Annotated in this window: 23 protein-coding genes; 17 read left to right on the top strand and 6 right to left on the bottom strand. The window is 40.9% G+C overall.

Annotated elements, in window-relative coordinates; translation table 11 throughout:
- Positions 1-63 precede the first annotated feature (63 nt).
- The 16 genes from DK924_RS15525 (at position 64) to cyoE (ending at position 15,155) form a co-directional block, all read left to right on the top strand.
- Positions 64-375: a BolA family transcriptional regulator gene (locus tag DK924_RS15525; RefSeq protein WP_010391086.1), complete on the top strand. Its 312-nt coding sequence runs from the start codon at positions 64-66 to the stop codon at positions 373-375.
- A 109-nt stretch (positions 376-484) separates the two neighbouring features.
- A complete protein-coding gene (fabV, locus tag DK924_RS15520) occupies positions 485-1,678 on the top strand; it encodes an enoyl-ACP reductase FabV (RefSeq protein WP_109875614.1) in 1,194 nt (397 codons plus the stop codon).
- Between the two features lie 352 nt (positions 1,679-2,030).
- A complete protein-coding gene (locus DK924_RS15515; RefSeq protein ID WP_054202028.1) occupies positions 2,031-3,374 on the top strand; it encodes a Na(+)-translocating NADH-quinone reductase subunit A in 1,344 nt (447 codons plus the stop codon).
- Position 3,375: 1 nt separating this feature from the next.
- A complete protein-coding gene (locus tag DK924_RS15510; protein ID WP_008111893.1) occupies positions 3,376-4,581 on the top strand; it encodes an NADH:ubiquinone reductase (Na(+)-transporting) subunit B in 1,206 nt (401 codons plus the stop codon).
- Entirely contained in the window at positions 4,574-5,323 is a 750-nt protein-coding gene (locus DK924_RS15505; RefSeq protein ID WP_008111895.1) for a Na(+)-translocating NADH-quinone reductase subunit C, read from the top strand. Before DK924_RS15510 ends, DK924_RS15505 begins: the two co-directional genes overlap by 8 nt.
- Positions 5,323-5,955: an NADH:ubiquinone reductase (Na(+)-transporting) subunit D gene (locus DK924_RS15500; RefSeq protein ID WP_006791491.1), complete on the top strand. Its 633-nt coding sequence runs from the start codon at positions 5,323-5,325 to the stop codon at positions 5,953-5,955. Before DK924_RS15505 ends, DK924_RS15500 begins: the two co-directional genes overlap by 1 nt.
- A 10-nt stretch (positions 5,956-5,965) precedes the next feature.
- Positions 5,966-6,574 carry an NADH:ubiquinone reductase (Na(+)-transporting) subunit E gene (nqrE, locus tag DK924_RS15495; RefSeq protein ID WP_006791490.1) on the top strand — a complete coding sequence of 203 codons (609 nt, stop codon included), beginning with the start codon at positions 5,966-5,968 and terminating at the stop codon, positions 6,572-6,574.
- 17 nt (positions 6,575-6,591) lie between these two features.
- Positions 6,592-7,815: an NADH:ubiquinone reductase (Na(+)-transporting) subunit F gene (gene nqrF, locus DK924_RS15490; protein ID WP_008111899.1), complete on the top strand. Its 1,224-nt coding sequence runs from the start codon at positions 6,592-6,594 to the stop codon at positions 7,813-7,815.
- 99 nt (positions 7,816-7,914) lie between these two features.
- Positions 7,915-8,937 carry an FAD:protein FMN transferase gene (locus DK924_RS15485; protein WP_109875613.1) on the top strand — a complete coding sequence of 341 codons (1,023 nt, stop codon included), beginning with the start codon at positions 7,915-7,917 and terminating at the stop codon, positions 8,935-8,937.
- Positions 8,938-9,034: 97 nt separating this feature from the next.
- On the top strand, positions 9,035-9,247 hold the full coding sequence (gene nqrM / locus DK924_RS15480; protein WP_010391098.1) for a (Na+)-NQR maturation NqrM: 213 nt from the start codon (positions 9,035-9,037) through the stop codon (positions 9,245-9,247).
- A gap of 326 nt (positions 9,248-9,573) precedes the next feature.
- On the top strand, positions 9,574-10,002 hold the full coding sequence (locus DK924_RS15475; RefSeq protein ID WP_010391099.1) for a hypothetical protein: 429 nt from the start codon (positions 9,574-9,576) through the stop codon (positions 10,000-10,002).
- A gap of 329 nt (positions 10,003-10,331) precedes the next feature.
- A complete protein-coding gene (cyoA, locus tag DK924_RS15470; protein ID WP_109875612.1) occupies positions 10,332-11,285 on the top strand; it encodes a ubiquinol oxidase subunit II in 954 nt (317 codons plus the stop codon).
- A gap of 2 nt (positions 11,286-11,287) precedes the next feature.
- Entirely contained in the window at positions 11,288-13,276 is a 1,989-nt protein-coding gene (gene cyoB, locus DK924_RS15465; RefSeq protein ID WP_109875611.1) for a cytochrome o ubiquinol oxidase subunit I, read from the top strand.
- Positions 13,273-13,905: a cytochrome o ubiquinol oxidase subunit III gene (gene cyoC / locus DK924_RS15460; protein ID WP_008111916.1), complete on the top strand. Its 633-nt coding sequence runs from the start codon at positions 13,273-13,275 to the stop codon at positions 13,903-13,905. The genes cyoB and cyoC overlap by 4 nt, the downstream gene beginning before the upstream one ends.
- Positions 13,905-14,261: a cytochrome o ubiquinol oxidase subunit IV gene (cyoD, locus tag DK924_RS15455; protein WP_008111918.1), complete on the top strand. Its 357-nt coding sequence runs from the start codon at positions 13,905-13,907 to the stop codon at positions 14,259-14,261. Before cyoC ends, cyoD begins: the two co-directional genes overlap by 1 nt.
- A gap of 9 nt (positions 14,262-14,270) precedes the next feature.
- The gene (gene cyoE, locus DK924_RS15450) at positions 14,271-15,155 is read left to right on the top strand and encodes a heme o synthase (RefSeq protein WP_109875610.1); all 885 of its coding nucleotides are present in this window, start codon (positions 14,271-14,273) and stop codon (positions 15,153-15,155) included.
- Positions 15,156-15,234: 79 nt separating this feature from the next.
- Here the strand turns inward: cyoE and DK924_RS15445 are convergent, their stop codons facing one another.
- Positions 15,235-15,822 carry an FMN-binding negative transcriptional regulator gene (locus DK924_RS15445; RefSeq protein ID WP_109875609.1) on the bottom strand — a complete coding sequence of 196 codons (588 nt, stop codon included), beginning with the start codon at positions 15,820-15,822 and terminating at the stop codon, positions 15,235-15,237.
- Positions 15,822-16,397: a GNAT family N-acetyltransferase gene (locus DK924_RS15440; protein WP_010391105.1), complete on the bottom strand. Its 576-nt coding sequence runs from the start codon at positions 16,395-16,397 to the stop codon at positions 15,822-15,824. Before DK924_RS15440 ends, DK924_RS15445 begins: the two co-directional genes overlap by 1 nt.
- Before the next feature lie 106 nt (positions 16,398-16,503).
- Between DK924_RS15440 and DK924_RS15435 the strand changes: the two genes are divergently transcribed.
- Positions 16,504-17,967: a PLP-dependent aminotransferase family protein gene (locus DK924_RS15435; protein ID WP_109875608.1), complete on the top strand. Its 1,464-nt coding sequence runs from the start codon at positions 16,504-16,506 to the stop codon at positions 17,965-17,967.
- A gap of 3 nt (positions 17,968-17,970) precedes the next feature.
- On the opposite strand, the gene DK924_RS15430 is transcribed toward DK924_RS15435, so the two are convergent.
- The 4 genes from DK924_RS15430 to DK924_RS15415 form a co-directional block, all read right to left on the bottom strand.
- Complete coding sequence (locus DK924_RS15430) at positions 17,971-18,648, bottom strand: hypothetical protein (RefSeq protein WP_055011764.1); 678 nt, start codon at positions 18,646-18,648, stop codon at positions 17,971-17,973.
- A gap of 135 nt (positions 18,649-18,783) precedes the next feature.
- A complete protein-coding gene (locus tag DK924_RS15425; RefSeq protein ID WP_109875607.1) occupies positions 18,784-20,736 on the bottom strand; it encodes a phytase in 1,953 nt (650 codons plus the stop codon).
- Positions 20,737-20,747: 11 nt separating this feature from the next.
- Entirely contained in the window at positions 20,748-21,722 is a 975-nt protein-coding gene (locus DK924_RS15420) for a metallophosphoesterase (RefSeq protein ID WP_109875606.1), read from the bottom strand.
- A gap of 64 nt (positions 21,723-21,786) precedes the next feature.
- Positions 21,787-24,093 (bottom strand): TonB-dependent siderophore receptor, encoded by a 2,307-nt coding sequence (locus DK924_RS15415; RefSeq protein ID WP_109875605.1) that lies wholly within the window; start codon positions 24,091-24,093, stop codon positions 21,787-21,789.
- Between the last annotated feature and the right edge of the window lie 146 nt (positions 24,094-24,239).

The following is a 24,239-nucleotide window of genomic DNA, read 5'->3' as shown; positions in this document are numbered from 1 at the left end:
TTAGCCATGGTGTAGCCGCAGTTGTTATAGTAACCATATAACTGAATTTTGAGGGTGGTTTTTATGTCAATGCAACAACAAATACGTGACAAGCTAGCAAATGCTATTGCGTGTAAGCATTTAAATGTTATTAACGAAAGCCATATGCACAGTGCGGGGACTGAATCTCACTTTAAAGTGATTGTAGTCAGTGAGGAATTCGCTGGTAAGCGATTATTGCAGCGTCATCGTGAAATTAATGAAATTTTAAAAGATGAGCTGGCAAATCATATTCATGCGCTTGCTATGCACACTTACACTCCTGAAGAGTTTACCGAGCACGACGGAGAGGCACCGCAATCGCCTAATTGTATGGGCGGCTCAAAAGTTGGATAACAGGTAATAGTGGATTGGTTTGAGCAGTGAGTAACTGATCAGATCAGTTTTTTTTGTTTTAGCCTTTAAACTAGCGCTAATTTTTATTGTAAAAGATATAGGATGATCAATGGTCATTAAGCCTAAAATTCGCGGATTTATCTGCACCAATGCACACCCAGTTGGCTGTGCAGAGCATGTTCAAGAACAAATTAATTATGTTAAGCAGCAAGGAGCATTAAAAAATGCGCCTAAAAATGTATTAGTTATTGGTGCGTCTACAGGTTATGGCCTTGCATCTCGTATTACCGCTGCATTTGGTGGTGGCGCTAAAACATTGGGTGTGTTCTTTGAAAAAGAAGGCACTGAACGTAAAACAGGCTCTGCGGGTTGGTACAACACGGCGGCATTTCAAGCAGCCGCTGAAGCTGAAGGCTTATGGTCTAAAAATATTAATGGTGATGCGTTTTCTAACGAAATCAAACAAAAAACAATCGACACCATTAAAGCCGAATTAGGTAAAGTTGACTGTATTATTTACAGCTTAGCATCACCTCGTCGTACTGATCCAAATACAGGGGAAGTGTTTTCTTCAACACTTAAGCCAATTGGTAATGCGGTAACGACTAAAAACTTAAATACGTCAAAGCGTGAAATTGATGAAGTAACTGTTGAAGCAGCAAACCAAGACGATATCGACAACACCATTAAAGTAATGGGTGGCGAAGACTGGGAAATGTGGATTGACGCCCTTAAAGACGCTGATGTACTAGCAGATAACTTTAAAACAACGGCTTACACATACATTGGTAAAGAACTAACTTGGCCAATATATGGACATGCAACCATAGGTAAGGCAAAAGAAGATCTAGACCGTGCCACTGCAGCTATTAAAGCCGCTACCCAAGATTTAAATGGCGAAGCTTACGTTTCTTCACTTAATGCGGTTGTTACCCAAGCAAGCTCGGCAATCCCAATAATGCCGCTTTACATTTCTGCATTATTTAAAGTGATGAAGGCTGATGGCACTTACGAGGGCACAATTGAGCAAATTCATGCGTTATTTAGTGAAAACCTATATGGTGATTCACCACGTTTTGATGAGGGTGGACATTTATTCCAAAACTACAAAGAGCTGGAAGATGACGTTCAAGCACGTGTTCAAACTATTTGGGATAGTGTAGACACAAGTTCAATTGATGAGTTAACGGATTACGTGGGCTACCATAATGAGTTTTTACGCCTGTTTGGTTTTGGCATTGATACGGTTGATTATGAGCAAGATGTTAATCCTGTTGCGCCAATTGCAAATATGATTGATTAATCTGTCGCTAGTAACCCAATTTTGAAAAAGTCGCCTAGTGCGACTTTTTTGTTTTTAGCCTTGATTTGAAAAAATTTTTGCTAATTGTTGGTTTATTTACCACTTTGGTCTAGCTTGTATTTTATTAATTATGAATTACAAAACTAAATAAACGTTTCTCTCGTATAATTTTCATAAATACACTCGCATAGTCAGTCACAATAATGTTAAAATCAAAGCAATATGTGAGGAGTTTTACTGCGCTGCTTGTTTGGTATCTATAGCGAGTCATTTTATAGCTTGCAATAATACAAATAGCGGCGTGGTTGGTACGATTTTTCAGTTTCTTTCCGTTAATGTAGTGCAAGTGCGTATGATCAATATAAAAAAAGGTCTGGATTTACCCTTAGAGGGCGCACCTCAGCAAGTTATTCATGATGGTTCTGCCGTCAAACGTGTAGCTGTGCTAGGTGAAGAGTTTATCGGTATGCGTCCAACCATGCATGTTCGTGTGGATGACCAAGTCAAAAAAGGCCAGGTACTTTTTGAAGATAAAAAGAACCCAGGCGTATTATTTACTGCACCAGCTTCTGGTACAGTAAAAGAAATTAATCGCGGTGCTAAACGTGTTCTGCAATCTGTTGTTATTGAAGTAAACGGCAGTGAGCAAATCACCTTTGGTTCTTTCTCGGAAACTGAGCTTAACAGCTTAGACCGTGAAAAAGCTAAAGAAGTACTAGTTCAATCGGGTCAATGGACAGCACTTCGTGCTCGCCCATTTAGTAAAATAGCGGCGTTGGATGCAAATCCTAGCTCTATTTTTGTGACAGCTATCGATACCAATCCACTTGCTGCAGATCCTGCAGTAGTTATTGCTGAAAATGCGAAAGCGTTTGAAGCAGGTTTGGCTGTTGTGTCACGTTTAACCGATGGCAAAGTATTTGTTTGTAAGCAAGCAGGCAGTCAAGTTCCTAGTTCACCTATTGCTCAAGTAGAAGTACATGAGTTTGGTGGCGTGCACCCAGCTGGCCTTGTTGGCACTCATATCCATCACCTTGACCCAGTATCTGCTAGTAAGCAAGTTTGGCACATTGGTTACCAAGACGTTATTGCGTATGGTCACCTTTTCCTTACTGGTGAAATTTACACAGACCGTGTGATTTCGCTTGCAGGTCCGCGTGTTAAGAATCCTCGTTTAGTGAAAACACAATTAGGTGCTTCATTAGATGACTTAGTAGCAGGTGAATTAGAAGACGGTGATAACCGTGTTATTTCTGGTTCTGTACTTGCAGGTGCTACGTCGTCTGGTGTTCATGCATTCTTAGGCCGTTACCACGTTCAAGTATCTGTATTACTTGAAGGTCGCGAAAAAGAATTGTTTGGCTGGATTGCACCAGGTAGTGATAAATTCTCTGTAACGCGTACATTCTTGTCTCACCTTACACCGAGTCGTTTATTTAAAATGACAACGTCTACGGGCGGTTCAAAACGTGCCATGGTTCCACTTGGAAGCTATGAGCGTGTTATGCCACTTGATATTTTGCCAACGCTTTTATTACGTGACTTATTGTCTCGTGATTTAGACAGTGCAATTTCATTAGGTGCGCTTGAATTAGATGAAGAAGATTTAGCGTTATGCACCTTCGTTTGTCCTGGCAAATACGAGTACGGCGCAGCCCTACGCGATTGCTTAACTACGATCGAGAAGGAAGGCTAAAATGGGCTTAAAAACTTTCTTAGAAGATATCGAACCACATTTTGAACCAGGTGGTAAGCATGAGAAATGGTACGCGCTGTATGAAGCTGCTGCGACTATTTTTTACACGCCAGGTTACGTAAATAAAGGTTCAACTCACGTTCGTGATAACATCGACCTAAAACGCATGATGATTTTAGTGTGGATGGCGACGTTCCCTGCCATGTTCTTTGGTATGTTCAATATTGGCCATCAAGCTGCAATTGCACTTGGTAATGGCTTTGAGCTAGCGAATATTTGGCAAGTAGGTTTATTCCAGTTACTTGGCGGTGAATTAACCGTTGATGCAGGCTGGGGGGCGAAAATGTTCTACGGAGCCTGTTTCTTCCTACCTATTTATGCAACTACCTTTATTGTCGGTGGTTTCTGGGAAGTGTTATTTGCTTCTGTGCGTAAGCATGAAGTTAATGAAGGTTTCTTCGTAACTTCTGTATTGTTTGCATTAATTCTGCCTGCAACGATTCCTTTATGGCAAGTTGCGCTAGGTATTACTTTTGGTGTAGTTATAGCAAAAGAAATATTTGGTGGTACAGGCCGTAACTTCTTAAACCCTGCGCTTGCTGGTCGTGCGTTTTTATTCTTCGCATACCCTGCACAAATTTCAGGTGACACAGTATGGACTGCCGTAGATTCATTCTCTGGCGCGACGATGCTTGGTCAAGCGTTTGCTGGTACGTTAAATTACGCGACTGATATTGAGCTTTGGTGGAATGCGTTTTACGGATTCATTCAAGGTTCTATGGGCGAAACGTCTACACTAGCTGTACTTATTGGTGGTTTATTCCTAATCTACGTGCGCATAGCGTCTTGGCGTATCGTGCTAGGTGTATTCCTAGGTATGGTAGTAACCTCATCAATACTGAACACCATTGGTTCTGAAACCAATGCGATGTTTGCTATGCCTTGGTACTGGCACATGGTATTGGGTGGTTTTGCATTCGGTATGTTCTTTATGGCAACTGACCCTGTATCTGCTGCATTTACTGATAAAGGTAAATTAGCATACGGTGCGCTTATTGGCTTTATGGTTATCATGATCCGTGTTGTTAACCCTGCATACCCAGAGGGCATCATGCTAGCAATCTTATTTGCTAACTTGTTTGCACCTTTATTCGATCACTTTGTAGTGCAAGCTAATATCAAGCGGAGGTTGGCACGTAATGTCTAGTAATAACGAATCAATTGGCAAAACGCTAGCTGTTGTTGTCTCATTATGTTTAGTGTGTGCAGTTATTGTATCGCTAACATCTGTACAACTACGCCCTCTGCAAAAAGCAAATAAAGCAAAAGATATTCAAAGCAATATCTTAGCTGCTGCTGGTATTGGCAAAGTTGATAACGTTGCCGAAACGTTTGATGCTAAAATCGAAACTCGCTTTGTTGATATGCAAAGTGGTGAGTTTGCTGAGCCGGTAGAAGATTTTGACTTTGAAAAAAGCAAATACGATGCTGATTTAAGTAAATCTTTAAAAGAGAATGGTATTAAAGACATCGCCGGTATTCAACGTATTACCAAGCGTGCGCCTGTTTATATCTCTAAAAAAGACGATGGCTCTACTGATGCAATCATCCTTCCTATTCAGGGTTATGGTTTATGGGGTTTAATGTACGGTTTTATCTCGCTTGAAAGCGATGGCGAAACTATTAAAGACATCATTTTCTACAAACATAACGAAACACCTGGTCTAGGTGGTGAAATTCAAAACCCACAGTGGACTGCAACGTGGGAAGGTAAAGAGTTACCAATCCAAATCGTTAAAGGGACTGCAGCCGGTGATGAGCATAAGATCGATGGTCTTTCAGGTGCTACATTAACGTCTAATGGTGTTGACCATGCAGTTGATTTTTGGACTGGCGAAAATGGCTTTGGCCCTTTCCTTGCGAAAGTACGTAAAGGAGCATTGAACTAATGGCTGATACTAAAGAAATGAAGGCGGTCCTATTTGGTCCAGTTTTCGCTAACAACCCAATCGCATTACAAGTACTTGGTATTTGTTCTGCGCTAGCGGTAACGTCTAGCTTAAAAAATGCATTAATCATGTCAATTGCATTGACCTTGGTAACTGCATTCTCTAGCCTTTTTATCTCGACTATTCGTAACCATATCCCTTCATCAGTACGTATCATCGTACAGATGACGATTATTGCATCATTAGTAATCGTGGTTGACCAAGTACTACAAGCTTTCTCTTACGCTACGGCAAAAGAGTTATCAGTATTCGTTGGTCTAATCATTACTAACTGTATCGTAATGGGTCGTGCTGAAGCTTATGCAATGAAGTCGCCGCCATTAATGTCTTTCCTTGATGGTATTGGTAATGGCTTAGGTTACTCTGTAGTGTTACTTACTGTTGGCTTTATTCGTGAGTTATTCGGTAAAGGTTCACTATTCGGTGTTGATATTATTCCATTAGTACAAAATGGTGGTTGGTACCAACCTATGGGTCTATTGATCTTACCACCGAGTGCATTCTTCATCATTGGTTTATTCATTTGGGTACTTCGTACTTATAAGAAAGACCAAGTAGAAGCTAAAGCGTAAGGGGCGATAAGTGGAACATTATATTAGTTTATTTGTAAAAGCCGTTTTTATTGAAAACTTAGCGTTAGCATTCTTCCTAGGTATGTGTACTTTCTTAGCCGTGTCTAAAAAAGTAACTACATCAATTGGTCTAGGTGTAGCGGTTATTGTTGTATTAGGTATTTCAGTACCGGTTAACAACTTGGTTTACCATGCGGTATTAGCACCAGGTTCACTAGAGTGGCTTGGTTACCCAGAAGCAGATCTTAGCTTTTTACGTTTCTTAACTTTCATTGGTGTTATTGCAGCACTAGTGCAAATTCTTGAAATGGCATTAGATAAGTTCTTCCCACCGCTTTACAACGCATTAGGTATTTTCTTACCACTAATCACAGTTAACTGTGCAATTTTTGGTGCGGTAGCCTTCATGGTTGAGCGTAACTATAACTTCGGCGAGTCTGTTGTTTATGGTATTGGCGCTGGTGTGGGTTGGGCGCTTGCAATTACATTACTTGCAGGTATCCGTGAGAAAATGAAGTATTCAGACGTACCAGATGGTTTACGTGGTTTAGGTATTACCTTCATCACTGTTGGCTTGATGGGTCTTGGCTTTATGTCATTCTCTGGTATTTCACTGTAATAATAGCGAGGTCAATCATGGATATTTTCTTAGGCGTTGGTGTTTTTATCGCTATCGTTGTAATACTAGTTTTAATCATCATTGGTGCTAAATCTAAGCTAGTTGCAAGCGGTGATATCATCATCGGCATTAATGGCGATGCAGACAAAGCCATTAAAACATCAGCAGGTAGTAAGCTATTAGGTGCACTATCTGAGTCAGGTATTTTCGTATCTTCTGCATGTGGTGGCGGTGGCTCTTGTGGCCAGTGTCGCGTACACATTAAAGAAGGCGGCGGTGATATTCTGCCAACTGAACTTGACCACATCTCTAAAGGTGAAGCACGTGAAGGTTGTCGCCTAGCGTGTCAGGTTAATGTTAAAAACGACATGGAAATTGAACTTGAAGAGTCAATTTTCGGTGTTAAAAAATGGGATTGTGAAGTTATCTCTAACGATAACAAAGCGACGTTCATTAAAGAACTTAAGCTACAAATTCCTGATGGCGAGTCAGTGCCGTTTCGTGCGGGTGGTTACATCCAGATCGAAGCGCCAGCTCACCATGTTAAATATGCAGATTTCGATATTCCTGAAGAGTATCGTGGCGATTGGAACCATTTTGGTTTCTTCGATCTGGAGTCAAAAGTAGACGAAGAAACAATTCGTGCTTACTCAATGGCTAACTATCCAGAAGAAGAAGGCATCATCATGCTTAACGTGCGTATCGCTACGCCGCCGCCAAGAAACCTAAGCCTACCATGTGGTAAAATGTCTTCGTACATTTGGTCACTTAAAGAAGGCGATAAAGTAACTATTTCTGGTCCATTTGGTGAGTTCTTCGCTAAAGACACAGACGCTGAAATGGTATTCGTAGGTGGTGGTGCAGGTATGGCACCAATGCGTTCACATATCTTTGACCAACTTAAGCGTTTAAACTCTAAACGTAAAATTAGTTTCTGGTATGGTGCGCGTTCTAAACGTGAAATGTTCTATGTTGAAGATTTTGACGGCCTAGCTGAGCAAAACGAAAACTTCGTTTGGCACACAGCGCTTTCAGATCCGCAACCAGAAGATAACTGGGAAGGCTACACAGGCTTTATCCATAACGTGTTATTTGAGAACTATCTTAAAGATCACGAAGCGCCTGAAGATTGTGAGTTCTACATGTGTGGTCCTCCAATGATGAATGCGGCTGTTATCACTATGCTTAAAGACTTAGGTGTTGAAGAAGAAAACATCTTACTAGATGATTTCGGTGGCTAATACCCAAACTGATTAAATTTAGTTAAAATACCAGCCTCGTCGCATTTTATGTGACGAGGCTTTTTTATATTAATTTTTAACCTATTAAGTAGGGTTGTTATGAACAAAGTAAATACTCCCCAGGGCATAATCGCCTTATTTATAATCACGCTGACTTTACTGTTATCTGGATGTGGAAAATCAGTCCCAGAGGAAACCTACTTAGAAGGTAAAACGATGGGTACAACTTATCACATTAAGTTTTACGCTGAGCAAGTTGACCCTCAAGCAGTACAAGCAGAAATCGATGCGGTTTTAGTTGATATCAACCAGTCTATGTCGACCTATATCGAAGATTCAGAAATAAACACCTTTAACCGTTTAGATGCCAACGAAGTAATGCCAATCAGTGATGACTTCAGGGCAGTTATTAGTGAATCTATGCGTATAGGTAATTCAACTAAGACCCTAGATGTGACTATGGGGCCGTTGATAGATTTATGGGGGTTTGGCCCAGATAAAAAACCAACAAAGCGCCCAACGAATGAAGCTCTGGCAAATATGATCAATAACATTGGTATAGATAAGCTGGTCCTTAACGAGCAAGGCTTAGCAAAAACGATGGCTGATTTAGAGTTGTCGTTTTCAGCTACAGCAAAAGGATATGGTATTGATAAAGTGGCTGAGCTATTACAAAGCAAAGGCATTACAGATTACATGGTTGAGATTGGCGGGGAGTTACGTATTGCTGGTACAAAACCAGACAATCAAGCATGGCGAATAGCAATTGAACAACCTGATGCAAACCCAGGTGAGCGAAAAGTACACCGTGTACTTGCACCAGGCAATAACGGTATTGCCACCTCAGGTGATTATCGAATCTTTTATACAATGGATGGCAAAACCTATACTCACCTTATTGATCCTATGACAGGGATGCCAATTAAGCATGACTTAGTTTCTGTTACAGTTTTACACCCTAGCGCTATGACGGCCGACGGTTTAGCGACTGCTTTAACGGTTATGGGAATGGAAAAAGCACAACGTTATGCGCAGCAGCATGATTTACCAGTGTATTTAATTGCTAAATCGCCTGATGGTTTAGTCACTTATTCAAGTCCTGCGTTTAAGCCTTATTTATAGTCTTTAGGTTTATATCCTTAGCATGAGGGTATATAATATACGGAGCTCAAATACGCTATTTGAGCTCATTTTATTGCTGAACAATAGGGGCTAAGCAATGTCACTTTTTTTTCTAACCTTTGGCTTACTTATTTTAATTGTCGCTGCGATGGCGATAGGCATGATAGTTCAAAGAAAATCGATGGCGAGTAGCTGCGGAGGCTTAGGCTCTGTAGGTATTGATAAAGCATGTGATTGCGATGATCCATGCGATAAACGCAAAAAGCGTCTAGCCAAAGAGCAAGTATGGAAAGAAAACCAAATTCTTTAAATAGATTTATTTCTGTTTAAACAAAAAACCTCTCGTAGCTCACTACGGGAGGTTTTTTATTTATATCGTCATAAATAAATCACCAGCTGATAAAATAATCGTGTTTTTATCTTGAACAGAAAACTCTCTTTGTTATACTCATGCCCAAACTTTCAGTAAGTTTTGAAAGTTCTATTGATTCGGATCAATTCTAGCTTAGCAAAATAGTGCTAATGCGTTGAGACTGTATTTCATGTCACTGTATAAGGCTTTACGGCTGCAACTTGTTTTTGTTGCCACGGTGTATACCTAATTTTGTTATTAGTCATTTTAATAGGTTAATGTTTTTGAACTCATTTTCTTTGTTTCATACCAGCGCTTTGCTTACCTTAGGTAAGTCAGTGTTGCATGAGCGCTTTAATAAAGCGAAAAGAGGCGTGAGTGTGGCTGTAACATTATTAGTTTTTAATGCCGTTATGTTGCTTAGTGGCGCTATCGAGGATGCCTTTAGGCTTGAAGCATTGATCAGTGATGGCTTTTTTATAGAGCCATTATTACTGACTATTGCCGAATTTTTAGCTCATCCTATCTTATCGTGTCAGTTACTTATTGGCCTTTGTTGGCTATTGTTCCACATGTTTCCAGCGCGTCGTGCTGGAATAATCCTCCGTAAAGCAGCCTTTGCTTTTAGCGAGGCTAAAGTTCAGCAACCCGTGCAAGCTGCACATGGTTGTCGTGCTCCACCTAGCTTTACAGGTTGTCTGTTTACTCATTAATTTTTATGGGTATAGGTTACACCTGTGGTATCTAATTATTTATTCTTGCTGTAAATAACGATTACTTTCATTGTAGCTTAGTGTTTTTACACACTCTCAGCCAACCACACCTCACCCAAGTTAATTTTTATTGCGTTATATTAATGTGTTTAAAAAAGCTGGGTTGGTTCTGCTAGGTGTTTTTTATTAAGCCAGTAGTCAATACTTCATGCTTGCATTCGCTCTGCATTATTTGTAATTCAATCTTAATTAACTTGGGTTTTTATCAAATATCGTTGCTAAATATTTTTGGCAGCTAATAAAAACTCTTTAGGTTTTAGGATAGTCCCTTGTTAATTCGTAACCTTTTTAATATTGCTTTAGCTAGTATGGCGCTGATTTTATCAGGCTGTAATGGCGGGGTACTCGACCCAAAAGGGCAGATAGGTATTGATGAGAAAAATCTGATCATCATCGCCACTGTGCTTATGTTGTTAGTTGTGATCCCCGTTATTGTGATGACTTTATATTTTGCTTGGAAATACAGAGACACACAAAACCATGAAATTTACGCACCAAAATGGGCTCACTCTAATAAGATTGAGGCTGTTGTATGGGCGGTTCCTATTGTTATTGTTGTTATTTTAGGTGTGATCACCTGGCAGTCAACTCAAGAGCTTGACCCTTATAAACCGATAGAGGGTAAAGGTGAACACTTAACTGTTGAAGTGGTGTCACTTAATTGGAAGTGGTTATTTATTTACCCTGAGCAAGGTATTGCTACGGTAAACGAATTGGTATTTCCTGCTAATGTTCCGGTTGAATACAAAATCACGTCAGAAAGTACCATGAACTCGTTTTTCATTCCCCAGTTAGGTAGTCAAATTTACTCAATGGCGGGCATGGAAACTAAGCTGCATTTAATCGCTAATGAGCCAGGCACGTTTAAAGGCTTTTCGGCTAATTACAGTGGTGCGGGTTTTACTGGTATGAAATTTAATGCCATCGCAACACCAACAAAAGCTGACTTTAACCAGTGGGTTGAACAGGTTAAAACCAACGCTAATAGCCTTACTCATGCCAATTATGTTGAGCTTGCCAAAGCAAGTGAAAACAATCCCGTCGCTTATTATGGCAAGGTTGATGACGGTTTATTTCATACCATAGTGATGAAATACATGCAGGCGCATGGCGATATGAACAAAAAGCATCACTCGATGGATAAACATCAGCAGATGAGTAATGAGCATCAGGCAATGGGTAATCATACAATGCCATCATCACACAGCCAGGGCGAGGAATAATAATGTCGTTTTTAGGTAAATTATCTATAGATGCAATTCCGTTTCATGAACCTATTATCATGGTTACCATGGCGGTGATTGCTGTTGTCGGGCTTATTATAGCTGGATTAATAACAAAATATAAAAAATGGGGTGTGCTTTGGCGCGACTGGATCACCTCGGTTGATCATAAACGCTTAGGCGTTATGTACATTTTATTAGCGCTAATAATGCTGTTTCGTGGTTTTTCTGATGCTATTATGATGCGTGCGCAGTTAGCGCTTGCTACCAGTGGCGCGCCAGGTTATCTGCCACCAGAACATTACGACCAAATATTCACCGCTCATGGCGTTATTATGATCATATTTATGGCGATGCCATTTATGATTGGTTTAATGAATATTGTTGTACCACTTCAAATTGGTGCTCGCGATGTGGCTTTTCCATTTTTAAATAATTTAAGTTTTTGGTTTACTGCCAGTGGCGCCATTTTAATAAATTTATCACTTATATTTGGTGAGTTTGCTAAAACAGGCTGGGTTGCTTACCCACCGTTGTCGGAGTTGACCTTTAGCCCTGGGGTGGGGGTCGATTATTATATTTGGGCCTTGCAAATATCGGGGCTCGGTACGCTATTAACCGCTGTTAACTTCCTAGTGACAGTATTTAAAATGCGTGCCCCTGGTATGACACTGATGAAAATGCCAATTTTCACATGGGCATGTACATGGGCAAATATCTTAATTGCAGCATCATTTCCAATTTTAACCGCAGTGCTGGCCATGCTAACGCTAGACCGTTATTTAGATTTCCACTTCTTCACTAATGAAGCCGGCGGTAACGCCATGATGTATATCAACCTGTTTTGGGCATGGGGTCACCCAGAGGTATACATTTTAGTATTACCAGCTTTTGGTATCTTCTCTGAAATAGTGTCGACCTTCACTGGTAAACGTTTATTTGGTTATAAATCGATGGTATATGCCAGCGGTGCCATTTCTATTCTTGGCTTTATTGTATGGTTACACCACTTCTTTACTATGGGCTCAAGCGCCAATGTAAATGCCTTCTTTGGGGTGATGACCATGGTCATAGCTGTGCCTACTGGGGTTAAGTTATTTAGTTGGTTGTTTACTATTTACCGTGGCCGTTTGCGCATTACTGTTCCCGTACTGTGGACGCTTGGTTTTATGGTTACCTTCAGTATTGGTGGTATGACGGGGGTATTACTGGCAATCCCTGGTGCCGATTATGTATTGCATAACAGCTTATTCTTAATCGCTCATTTCCATAACACCATCATTGGTGGCGCAGTATTTGGCTACTTAGCCGGCTTTGTTTTTTGGTTTCCAAAAGCAATGGGCTTTAAGCTTGATGAGCGTTGGGGTAAAGCGTCATTTTGGTGTTGGTTAATCGGTTTTTTCGTAGCCTTTATGCCATTGTACGTCCTCGGCTTTTTGGGCATGACGCGTCGCTTAAATCACTCTAATAATCCTGATTGGAATATCTGGCTTTATATTGCTGCAGTGGGGGCCGTGATTATTATGTTCGGTATTATTTGCCAAATTATTCAGCTATATGTGAGCTTTAAAAACCGCGAAGCGCTTGATGATACCACTGGCGATCCTTGGAACGGTCACACCCTTGAATGGTCAACGTCATCACCACCGCAATACTATAACTTTGCTGAAATCCCGCATGTTGATGATATTGATACATGGACTGATATGAAAGAAAAAGGCCTAGCTTATCAAGGCAAATCTAGCTATAGCTCAATTCATATGCCAAAAAATACCGCATCGGGTGTGCTTATTGCTGCGAGTTTAACGGCGTTTTGTTTTGCCATGATCTGGCATATTTGGTGGCTAGCAGGGCTTGGTTTTATTGGCGCGATTGCGCTGTTTATTAACCGTGCTTACACCAGTGATGTAGATTACTACGTGCAAAACGATGAAATATTACAAATTGAAGGCGCGCATATTGCCAGTAACACGAAGGAGGTAAGCGCATGAGTACGTTATCTGCAACTCAAGGCCATGTAAATTTAGAGCCTCATAGCGTAAGTCATACGCATGAACATCACGATACCTCAGGCGATACAATCTTTGGCTTTTGGCTTTATTTAATGACCGATTGCCTTTTATTTGCCTCATTTTTTGCAACCTACGCAGTGCTTTATATGAACACCGCAGGCGGTGTATCGGGCAAAGATATTTTTGAGCTTGATTTTGTTGCCGTTGAAACTGCGGCGCTACTTATAAGTAGTATTACTTTTGGTTTTGCCATGATTGCCGCTCAAGGGCAAAAAAAGGCGCTGACGCTTGGTTGGCTCGCGGTCACTTTTTGTTTAGGCGCGGTGTTTATTGGTATGGAAATTTATGAGTTTCATCATTTAATTGTTCATGGCAATGGTCCACAGCAAAGTGCTTTTTTAACATCGTTTTTCTCATTAGTGGGTTTACATGGTTTACATGTAACTGCAGGCCTTATCTGGATGAGCATAATGATGATTGAGGTGATTAAGCGCGGTTTAGGTAAACAAACCGTCACGCGCTTAAGTTGCTTAAGCTTATTTTGGCACTTTTTAGATATTGTGTGGATTTGTGTATTTACCGTTGTTTATTTAATGGGGGCAATGTAATGAGCCATAGCGAAACACATGCTTTAGAGCAAATGCAAAGCCAACATCATGATCAATCACATGGTAGTGTTAAAACATACCTGATTGGCTTTGTCTTATCAGTGATTTTAACGGCCATTCCATTTTGGATGGTGATGGAGGGCGACTTTTCAAAGGTCACCACACTCTGGAGTATCGTTACTTTAGCAATCGTGCAAATTTGGGTGCATTTAAAATACTTTTTACACCTTAATTTCACCACTGATGAAGGTAAAGCAAATACCTTTACCTTCTTGTTTAGCGCGTTGATCATCGTCATGGTGGTTGGACTGTCTGTTTGGATCATTTATGAATCAAACGCAATGATGATGTATTAGAGGTTTCAGATGTTTCGTCGTTATTTAGCTGTTACTAAGCCAGGTATTATTATGGGGAATTTGATCAGCGTTGCCGGTGGTTTTTTACTCGCCGCCCGCGGTGATATAGACCCATGGTTAATGTTGGTTACCTTGGTTGGTTTATCGCTTGTTGTTGCATCGGGATGTGCCATAAACAATGTTATTGATAGAGACATTGATGTTGCCATGGCGCGCACTCGCTCACGTGTGACTGTAACGGGTGAAATGTCTGCAAAAGCCGCTTTAAGCCATGGCGTGTTATTAGGGCTAATTGGCTTTGGCTTATTAATCGCCTTTACCACTCAAGCGGCGGTATTTTTTGCCGCCTTTGGCTATGTTATCTATGTAGGGGTTTATAGCCTCTACATGAAACGCAACTCTGTTTACGGCACCTTTATTGGTAGTCTGTCGGGCGCAGTTCCACCTGTTGTTGGCTATTGCGCCGTTACGGGTGTGTTCGATATAGGCGCATTAATACTGCTGGTGATGTTTAGTTTGTGGCAAATGCCGCATTCATATGCGATTGCTATTTTTCGCTTTAAGGATTACCAAGCCGCTAATATTCCAGTATTGCCCGTGGCGCAAGGTGTTAATAAAGCTAAGCGCCATATTGTGCTTTATATTGCAGTATATGCTTTAGTGGTGATGCTATTGCCAATTAGTGGTTATACCGGTGCTGCCTTTATGGCCGTTGCTTGTATCACCAGTTTTTGGTGGTTACTCATGGCACTTAGAGGATATCGCTACAACATAGACACCACCCGTTGGGCACGCCAAGTGTTTGCGTTTTCAATTATTAATATTACCGCTTTGAGTATTGCCATGGCGGTAGATTATCAAACAATTGCGCCACAGTTAGTGGCGCTAAACTGATCTAAAACGATCAATGAACCGAGTTAATTCCCAAAGTTAACCAAAGGCTCTGAGCATTGCGAGGAGCCTTTTTTCATTCCTAAAATAAGGCCGCTATTGAGTGCTTATTGGCATCTACCAGACTTTGTTTTATTTTATTTCTTATAGCGGCTGATTTATTTTGACTGAGTTTGAAGTTACCTTGCCAGTTAATTGGCGTAAGCTCTATAAAACTCAGGTGTTGATACATTGTATTGCGATGCTGCTCAGGCACTTCATCAATTTTCCACTCAGGCTCAAATGTTTTCTCAAAATGACTAGTAAGGGTTCGCATTACGAGATCTTTTTTTAGCTCATCTTTAATAATATGTACTTTTGCAGTCACTAACACCGATGCGTAAAGCCAGCTAGGCAATGTTTGATTATCCGCATAGGAGGGTGATAAATAGCAATTGTCACTATTAAAGAGTAAATTCACCTGTTTATTATCAAGCTTTGATAGTGGATTATGCTTTGCTACATGTGCAATAAACATATTTTCTAAAGAGTTGAATAACATAGGTACATGACAAATGTTATTTAATTGACTATTTGAGCAGGGCATAAAAATTGTTGCTAATGGAAAATTATTAATAAGCGCATGCAATTGCTCGGTATTTTTTTGCATAAAGTGCTCGGGTGGGTACATTATAATAGCTCCTCAAGTCGTAACTTTATAGCTGGCCATTGCTCGTCAATAATGCTGAATTTTGCGGTGTTGCGATATGAACCATCTTCTAGACGTCGGTCTTTTTGGGCTATTCCTTCATACTTAGCGCCTAAACGGGCAATGGCATTGCGTGATTGTTGATTGTGCTCATGGGTATTAAAACTAATCCGTACTAAATTAAGTTGATTAAATGCATATCTCAGAAGTAAATATTTTGCATGCGTATTTACGTATGTTCGCTGTGCAGTGAAGCTAATAAAAGTATGGCCAATTTCAGCGCTTAAGTTGTTACTGTCTAACCTAAATAAACGGGTTGTGCCAACAACTTGCTGTGAATGTTTATCAATAATGGCAAAAACCACTTGCTCGTTTTGATTAAACTGCGCGCTATGTGTAAACCATTGCTCCAACTTAACTTGGGTTTGTGTGTAATTACTTAATACCCACTGCCAAACTTGTGGGTGTTTACCTGCTTGATATAGACCCTCGAGATGTTTGAGTTTAAGTGGCTCTAAGGCAACCTTGTTGGTTTGATGAATTTGCGTTGTGAACATTATAAGCCCCATATTTTGCTATTTATTCATAACAAATGTACGCTTTATTGGTTTATTAAAAACAACCAAAATTTAATTTTTACCTATACCAGTTTGGAAGGTGTTTATGCAGCCACTTAATATAAAGCTTACTAGCCAGAGTAAAGCTAAATACCTGCAAATAGCAGATGCACTTAGGGAGTCGATTATAAAAGGGGACATTCTCGCTGGCAGCAAACTCTGCTCTGCACGCGATATGGCACAAGCATACGGATTAAACCGTCATACAATAATGAATGCCCTACAACTTCTTGTCGCAGAAGGATGGTTGGAATCCTATGAACGATCAGGCTACAGCGTTACCAATACATTGCCTATTCAAAACAGTATAAACACAGTTCAGTCTCAAGCATTGGATCCTAAGCCGTATCGATTTGCTACCACGCTTACGGTGTCAGAACCTACAATGGACTTAAATAACTATGCTTATAACTTTGCTGGAGGCTTACCCGATTTAACATGCTTCCCCTATAAAGAATTTAAACGCTCTGTGAGTCATGTGTTTAATCATTTAGATACCAGCCAATTTCACTATGGTAATGTGGCTGGGGAGCCTAATTTAAAATCGCAAATTAGTCATTATTTACACAAAGCACGAAACCTAAAAACAGCCGATATTCTTATGTGTAATGGCTCTCAAGAAGCGCTTTTTTTAGTATCAAAAGCCTTTATTAATAAAGGCGATTATGTTGCAACCGAAACCTTAGGTTACCCGCCTGCTCGTAAAGCATTTGCAGCATGTGGCGTGCAGCTTATAGATATAAAACAAGATGATGAAGGGTTGTGTGTTGATGATTTTAAAACTCAGCTCGAACGCTATCCCATTAAACTTCTGTATTTAACGCCACTGCATCAATACCCAACGACTGTGACCTTATCACCCACCCGGCGCTTACAAATTTATCAACTGTGTTATGCCCATAATGTGATGATTATTGAAGATGACTACGACCATGAATTTCACTACCGTTGCCAGCCTTTGCAACCCATGGCTGCCGATGACCCCGCAGGCATTGTGATATATCTATCAACGTTTTCAAAAATTATGTTTTCAGCAGCAAGGATTGGCTATATCTGTGCAGCGCCTGGGGTAATCGCACAATTAACCGCATGGAAGCAGCTAATGAACCATAAAAATGATGTGATTATGCAATTAGCTGTCGCACACTGGATGAAAGAAGGTGGTTTTGAACGCCATTTAAAGCGTATGACAAAGCTCTATAAGCAGCGCTATGAAGCGATGGGTGATTATCTAACGCAGCTGCAATTATCAGGCTATCCAATTGAATATATAAAACCCGACGGTGGCATGGCGATGTGGGTTAATTTAAATAAACCGGTGGACCAATTAAAGCAAGTACTGCAAAGTAAAGGCGTGTATGTACAGGTTGAGCCTGAATTTTACTTTAAAGGTTCAGAACGCAGCTTAATACCTAAGCAACACAGTTATGTACGTTTAGGATTTGCTGGGCAATCAACTTTGGCGATGCAAGCTGGACTTGAATTGATTGCTGAACACGTTTTCAAATAAAGCTTATTTGCTTAAGCTTTCAGCATCATAAAACATCGGTTTCAATGTGCCACAATTTATAAATTTATAATTGAGCTCACCAGCAGAGGGCACTTCAGTTGAGGTGCGAAACTTTTGTAAACAGGCACCACTTAAATCAACAAACATAATATGATGATAGCTTGGTGGTTGAGTTATTTGGTGAATGTAAATACGCTCGTTATTTTTTAGCGTAACCATGTCGTACTGTTGCCATTTTGAGGCTGGGCTTAAATCAGTTAGCTCACGAGTAAATAACTGCTCGCTAAGCTCTATTAATTTATCGCTGTAAACTAAGCTACCTCCTTGTCTATAATCTCCAAGATACACATCTGCGGTAATTGCGACTTCTTCGCCTCGCATTAAGCGTTGAATATTAAACGGCTTTGATTTTACTGTAACTAACTCAGCATCACGTACTAAATCTAAAAATGGAATATCAGATACATCTACCTTGTACATAACATGCATATCAAAGGGAAGCTCAAAGCTTGGAATGTTAATGGCGTATACACTTGAGCCTTTATTAACCAATACCATGGCATGCTCTGCTTCATATTTGGGGTTTAATGGCGGAAGTTCTGGTGGCTCTTCGGCATTAGCAAGCGAGCTGGTACAAAATACAATGCTGATAAATAAAGATACGAAGTAGGGTAGCCGCATAATAACCTCAATTAATTTATAGATATAAAGTGTAGTATACATTTATAAAAAATTATCTTTAGTTAAATTTTAGTAAGGCTTAAACCTGATACACACTAAAGCTTTAGTGTGTATCAGTATATTTAGAGTTAGCTATTATTTAATTGCTTTTTTCACTTCTCGCCAGTCAATAACTTTAAAGTTTTGCGGTTGCAGTGGCATACGATTATAACCGTCTTGTACTATAAGCATACCCTCAGGATAACCTGGTAAAGCTTTTGCTGTAACGGTTAAACCGTCAGTTTCACCTACGCCATCTATGCCTTTATCTAGGTTAGCAATCACATTAAACTTACCTGCAAAACTGAGGCTAGGCTGTGTATCATCTGAGATTTTGTAAAGCACATAGCTATTATCGCCTTGGCTTGATACCACTAAATAGCGCCCATCATTAGCATGATAAATTTCCATACCTTCTACATCTGCCACCAATTGTTCATTAACACTTTGTAGCTTTACTGCTTTGTTACCAGCGGTAGGCTCTGCGCCGATATACCAAATACCTGCATCTTCTTCACCTGCAAATAATTGGCCTAGTTTATCATCAGCACTACAGCCTTCAGGTTGGCTTGGTAGGGTAAACTCTCTAACTAGTTCACCGCTTAGGTTATCTTGATCACCAGTGAGTTTATACTGCTGGAATAAACCTGATTTATCATTAACAAACACGTAATGGCCAGAATCAGACGAATACATACACATACCGTAAATCTCAGGTAGGTTAGTGGCTATTTCTGTTACATGGTTTACTTTGTTTTCTCCATCAACAGTAAATACGCTAATACTGTTAAGCGTACGGTTGCTGGCAGTGATCCACGTATGGGTTTCGTTGTTTATACCTTGATGTTGGCGCACATCAACATTATTTAAACGCCCTATATTGAGCGACTGTACTTTGTTGCCAGCAAGGTCATAAACCATCAAGCCGCGGCGTTTATCTGTGCCTAAAATTAAGCTGTTTTTAGCGTCTTGCTCATTTATCCAAATTGCTGGGTCATCTGCTGCATCACCAAACGCTGCAACCGGTGTGGTTTGTGCGCTGGCATGAAGGTGAGTCATAGCAACTTTGCTATTTGAGACAGAAGTTTGCGCTGCGTAGTTAACGTTTGCTTGAATGTAAGCGCCGGTTTCATCATCAATCAAAACTAGCTGCGCTTGATTGTCATTAATAAAGCTTGCTGCAACAGACTCAATAGTGTACTCACCTGACAGTGACCATTGGCTAAGCGTGTCTGTTTGAGCTTGGTAAGCATAAACCATACTATCGTCAGTGGCGCTGAGCCATAAAGTACCGTCTTGTGATACTGATAGGGCACCAATCTCACTGTTTAATTCGCCGTATGGCTGTACTAAAGCCACAGGTTGCTTATTGGCATCTGATTCTGCATCAGCATTAATGGCCCACACTCCGAGCTCTGCCTCACCCACATACAGGGTTTTTGTGTCGTCATTTACTGCACAACCTGAAGCCTCAGTGACCGCAGGAAATTCACGTACTGCGATATTTTTAGCTTGGTTAGTTGCTAAATCATATATAACCGTTTCGCTGATCAAGCCGCGAACATCCGGCACAAACGCTGATACAGTCTCGGTATTGGTGTTTTTAAATAAACACACAGCATCTGGCTGGGCTTGAGGCGGACTAATACGAGTGAGTTCATTTAGCTGCCAAGTTTGGCCATTTTTCATAAGCTTAAAAATAGCAACGTTATCTTGGCTCTTATCCAGACTGGCGAGTAAAAATTGCTGCGCTGATAATTGTTTTAGTGAAATTGACTCAAAGTTACCGGCTAACAGCACACTGCTTTTCTCGTTATCGGCAAGTAATAAGCCCTGGCTTTCGCTCGCCATTAGCCATTGATTATTACCTAGCGCTGCTGCTTGTGAGCCTTGCATGTTTTGTTGTGGGCCAAATAACTTAGCCTCAACAGCCGGCTTTGCTATTTCTGTCGGGTTTTGTGTATCGTCATTACTTGTACAACCGCCAAGCGCAGTTACAAGCACAGCACTTGTTAGTACCGCTGAAATTGTATTTAGTTTAAAGTTCATTATTTTATCCTTTACTTCTCTAGGTGCTTTTCAGTGCTAAAACGTACTTCACCAAGGTGATTAATCGCGCTTACTTTGAGTGTTTCACCATTGATAGAGATATTTAAAAAGCCCGGTGTTGCTTCTGCGTAGCGGGTAAATTCACGTTGTTTTACAAATCGTGCTTCACTGCCACCACCAGAGACAAAGTGAGCCACCTTGCTATTTTTTGGTTGATTGTATTGCAAGTCGTGCTCGTGCCCTGCGATATAAGCGTGCACGTTATGACGCTCCAAAATAGGTTCTAAAATGTCGCGAAGCCCTTGGTTGCGGCCAAAGCGTTTACCACTTGAATAAAGCGGGTGATGGCCTACCACAATTTTCCATTTTGCGTTACTGCCAGCAAGTTGGGTTTCAAGCCAAGTAAGTTGGGTTTTATAGTCTTGTCCTTGGGTTGAACGGTATTTATCACGGTCTTTATATTCAGGCTGAATTGGGTTGGTATCTAAAAACACCATTAACACTTGCTCGTTGTTTTCAAGCGCAAATGTTTTACTGTAGTACCTTGCAGGTAACTGCCAACGTTGACTTTTTTCGGTGTAGTCAATTTGTGCTTGGGCATTACCCAAGTAATCGTGATTACCTAAAACAACATACCAATCTTCAAATGTGTGCGGGCCATGGTATATGTTCTCAAAGGCTGATTGCCAAAGAGGATCGTTCACACTTGCCACGCCATTTGGGTAAAAGTTATCGCCGGTCGAGACAATAAAATCGGCATCGGTTTGATACATAGCAATTTCTAGCTGATGAGCGACTTCTTTTTGGTAAAAGTGGCCGTTGTGTCCCCAATCACCAATAACCATAAAGTTAAGGCTATTAGGCAACGTAGTTAACTTAGCTATTTTTTGTTGTTGGTATAGCGCATCTTTATAAACAACAGGCTCGTCTGCACTAAGCGCTGATGAGCACAGTATCGCGGCCATTATGAAAGACAATTTAAACATGTTTTAACTCCAAAAAAGCACGCGATGGTTTGCCATTACGTGCTTAAAATGACAATACGTGTGATTAGAATGCGTAACGCAGCATTACTTGAATCACAGGGCCTGCTTCTTCCGATTCAAGCTCGTACTCATCAAAGTCACGATTGTTTTGATCATCAAGCGAGTCAAACTTATTGAAAACTTCGTCTTTGCTGGCATCCAGTAAGTTTGAACCTACAAGGCGTAGAGTGATGTCATCCCAGCGCTTTTCAATGAAAAGCTCTAAATCTGCACCGTAAGAAGTTGTTACTTCTTCACCCACGAAGCGCCCGTATGCATCACCTTGATTACGGTACGTTGCCCCAAATGATGCGCGTAGTGTTGGTAAATCTTGGATAAAGCCTACGTTATAAACATAATCTGATTGGTCGTTAAATTTACGCTTACCAAAGCTGTCTTCAACTTCACTGTCGAGCCAAGAGTAATTTAAGAAGATACCAGTGTTAGGCATGTTTAATGCGCTTAGTGGGGTTGATAAATCAAATTCAACACCTTGTACTGTGCCATCACCAGTATTTTGTGGTTGCAGTACAAATGTGCCTTCGCCTTCTGAGCCTTCAACACCGGTACTGGCAATTTCAATAAGGTCGCTAACGTCACGGTAAAATACGTTTACACCTACAACGCCACTTTTACCTAAACGGTATTCGTAACCTAAATCGATACCCCAAGATGATTCTGGTTTAAGGCTTGGGTTGCCTAAAAAGTCATTATCAGCGAGCTCTTCTTCAAGTAGGGCGGGTGTCATGTAGTCAAAGTCAGGGCGACGTAAGCTGCGAGCAACAGAGGCGCTGACTCGTCCGTTATCACTGACGCTGTAACGAAAGTGAGCCGACGGTAAGAAAAAGTCATAATCATTTTCGGCAGTAACGCCTTCATTGGTATCGGTAATGCTTGAGTCAGTTGACTCCCACCGCACCCCCATCTCCCACGAGAACACATCCGCTTCGTGCTTGATTAGCGCAAATAAATCAAAACGATCTTCTTCAAGTTTATTAACACCGCCGTCTACTGGTTCAAATTCGTTGTTAAATTGTGCTAATGACATTGGCGTCTCGCTAAATTGAGCCCATCCAGTCAGTGTTTGCTCACTTTCATCTTCAGCGACAAAAATAGCGGTATCGCGCTCTTTGCCTTGCACAAACGCACCAAACTGAACTTCTTTCGAGTCACCTACCAGTAAGCTGTGCTGCCATTGTAATGACCACTCTTTATCATCAATATCAACGGTTTCTTCTGCTTCTTCAAACACCATTGGGAGCTCTGAGGTATCAAGCTCAACTTCTTGTTCGTAAACAGACTCTTCAAAGCTGGCATAACCTAACTTAAATTTGCTGGTACCGCCCAGTAGTGGTAACTCATAGCCAGAATTAATGTTGTAGTTGGTTTGATCAATAAACGAAACGTTTGCGTTATCTGAGATTAAATTACCACCCTCAACGACAGAGCCTGAGGTTGCAGATGCGTCGTCGTATTCAAAAGAGCGCTCATCTTCGGTACGATCGGTATCAACCCACATGGCGCTAATATCAAACTTGCCGCCGTTATCAAACACTTTTTCAAAGCTGGCATTTAATGATGTGTCATCGCCATCACGAGTATCAGATTGATCTTCACGGTTATCAAAATCGTCTGTTGCATAATTAGGGTTATTTTCAGGGCTATCGCCATAACGTCTGCTTGATTTTTGTTTTGGGTTATAACGACCTTGTAAATTGGCACCTACTAGTAAACGGCCACCTGCAAACTCAGTACCGTAAACGCCCGCAAAGCTTTCTTTTAGTTCGCCGTCATCGTAACGTAAGCCACCAGCGCGAATATAACCGCCGTCTAAGCTATAGCCATCGCGAAGTACAATATTAAGTGTGCCTGCTATGGCATCGGCAGAGCGGTTGGCACTAGATGAACGAATAATTTCTACACGCTCAATTAATTCTGCTGGAATACGGTCCACAAAAAATGAACGGTCAGCACCGGCACCCGGTACTTCTTCGCCATTAATAAGTACTTTTGTGTAAGCCGGGCTCAAGCCGCGCATACGTGCGCCGTCTGATTCAAGTACGTCAGATAAAAAAGTCACACTAGGAACACGCTTTAGCGCATCACCGGCGGTAAGTGGCTCAAAGCGTTGAAAGTATTCTTGTGAGTATTCCAGCGTGGGTGCTAGTTCTTGCGAGCGGTTGCGATAACCAATCTCGCCGTATACCACAAGCTCTTCAGAAACCTTTACTTCAGGTTCCCTTGGCGATGTTTGTTCCTCTGCATTTACGCTAACACTAAATTGGCTCAGTGCTAATGCCGCCACAACAGCATTTAACTTAAATTGTTTCATTGATTTGCTCCGGTTGTCCTTGGTTTGGTGAGCAAACTAAAAAAAGTTAATGACGCTAATGTGACAGTTTTACAGTTAATTCCTGACAAAACGCCAACTTAGTACTTTTCAAACAGACATTTGAGCTGTTTAAACACGGCTCCAGA

The organism is Pseudoalteromonas sp. meg-B1, assembly GCF_003173795.1.
GTDB classification, from domain to species: Bacteria; Pseudomonadota; Gammaproteobacteria; order Enterobacterales; family Alteromonadaceae; genus Pseudoalteromonas; species Pseudoalteromonas undina.
This window is presented reverse-complemented; position numbering and strand designations above follow the sequence as displayed.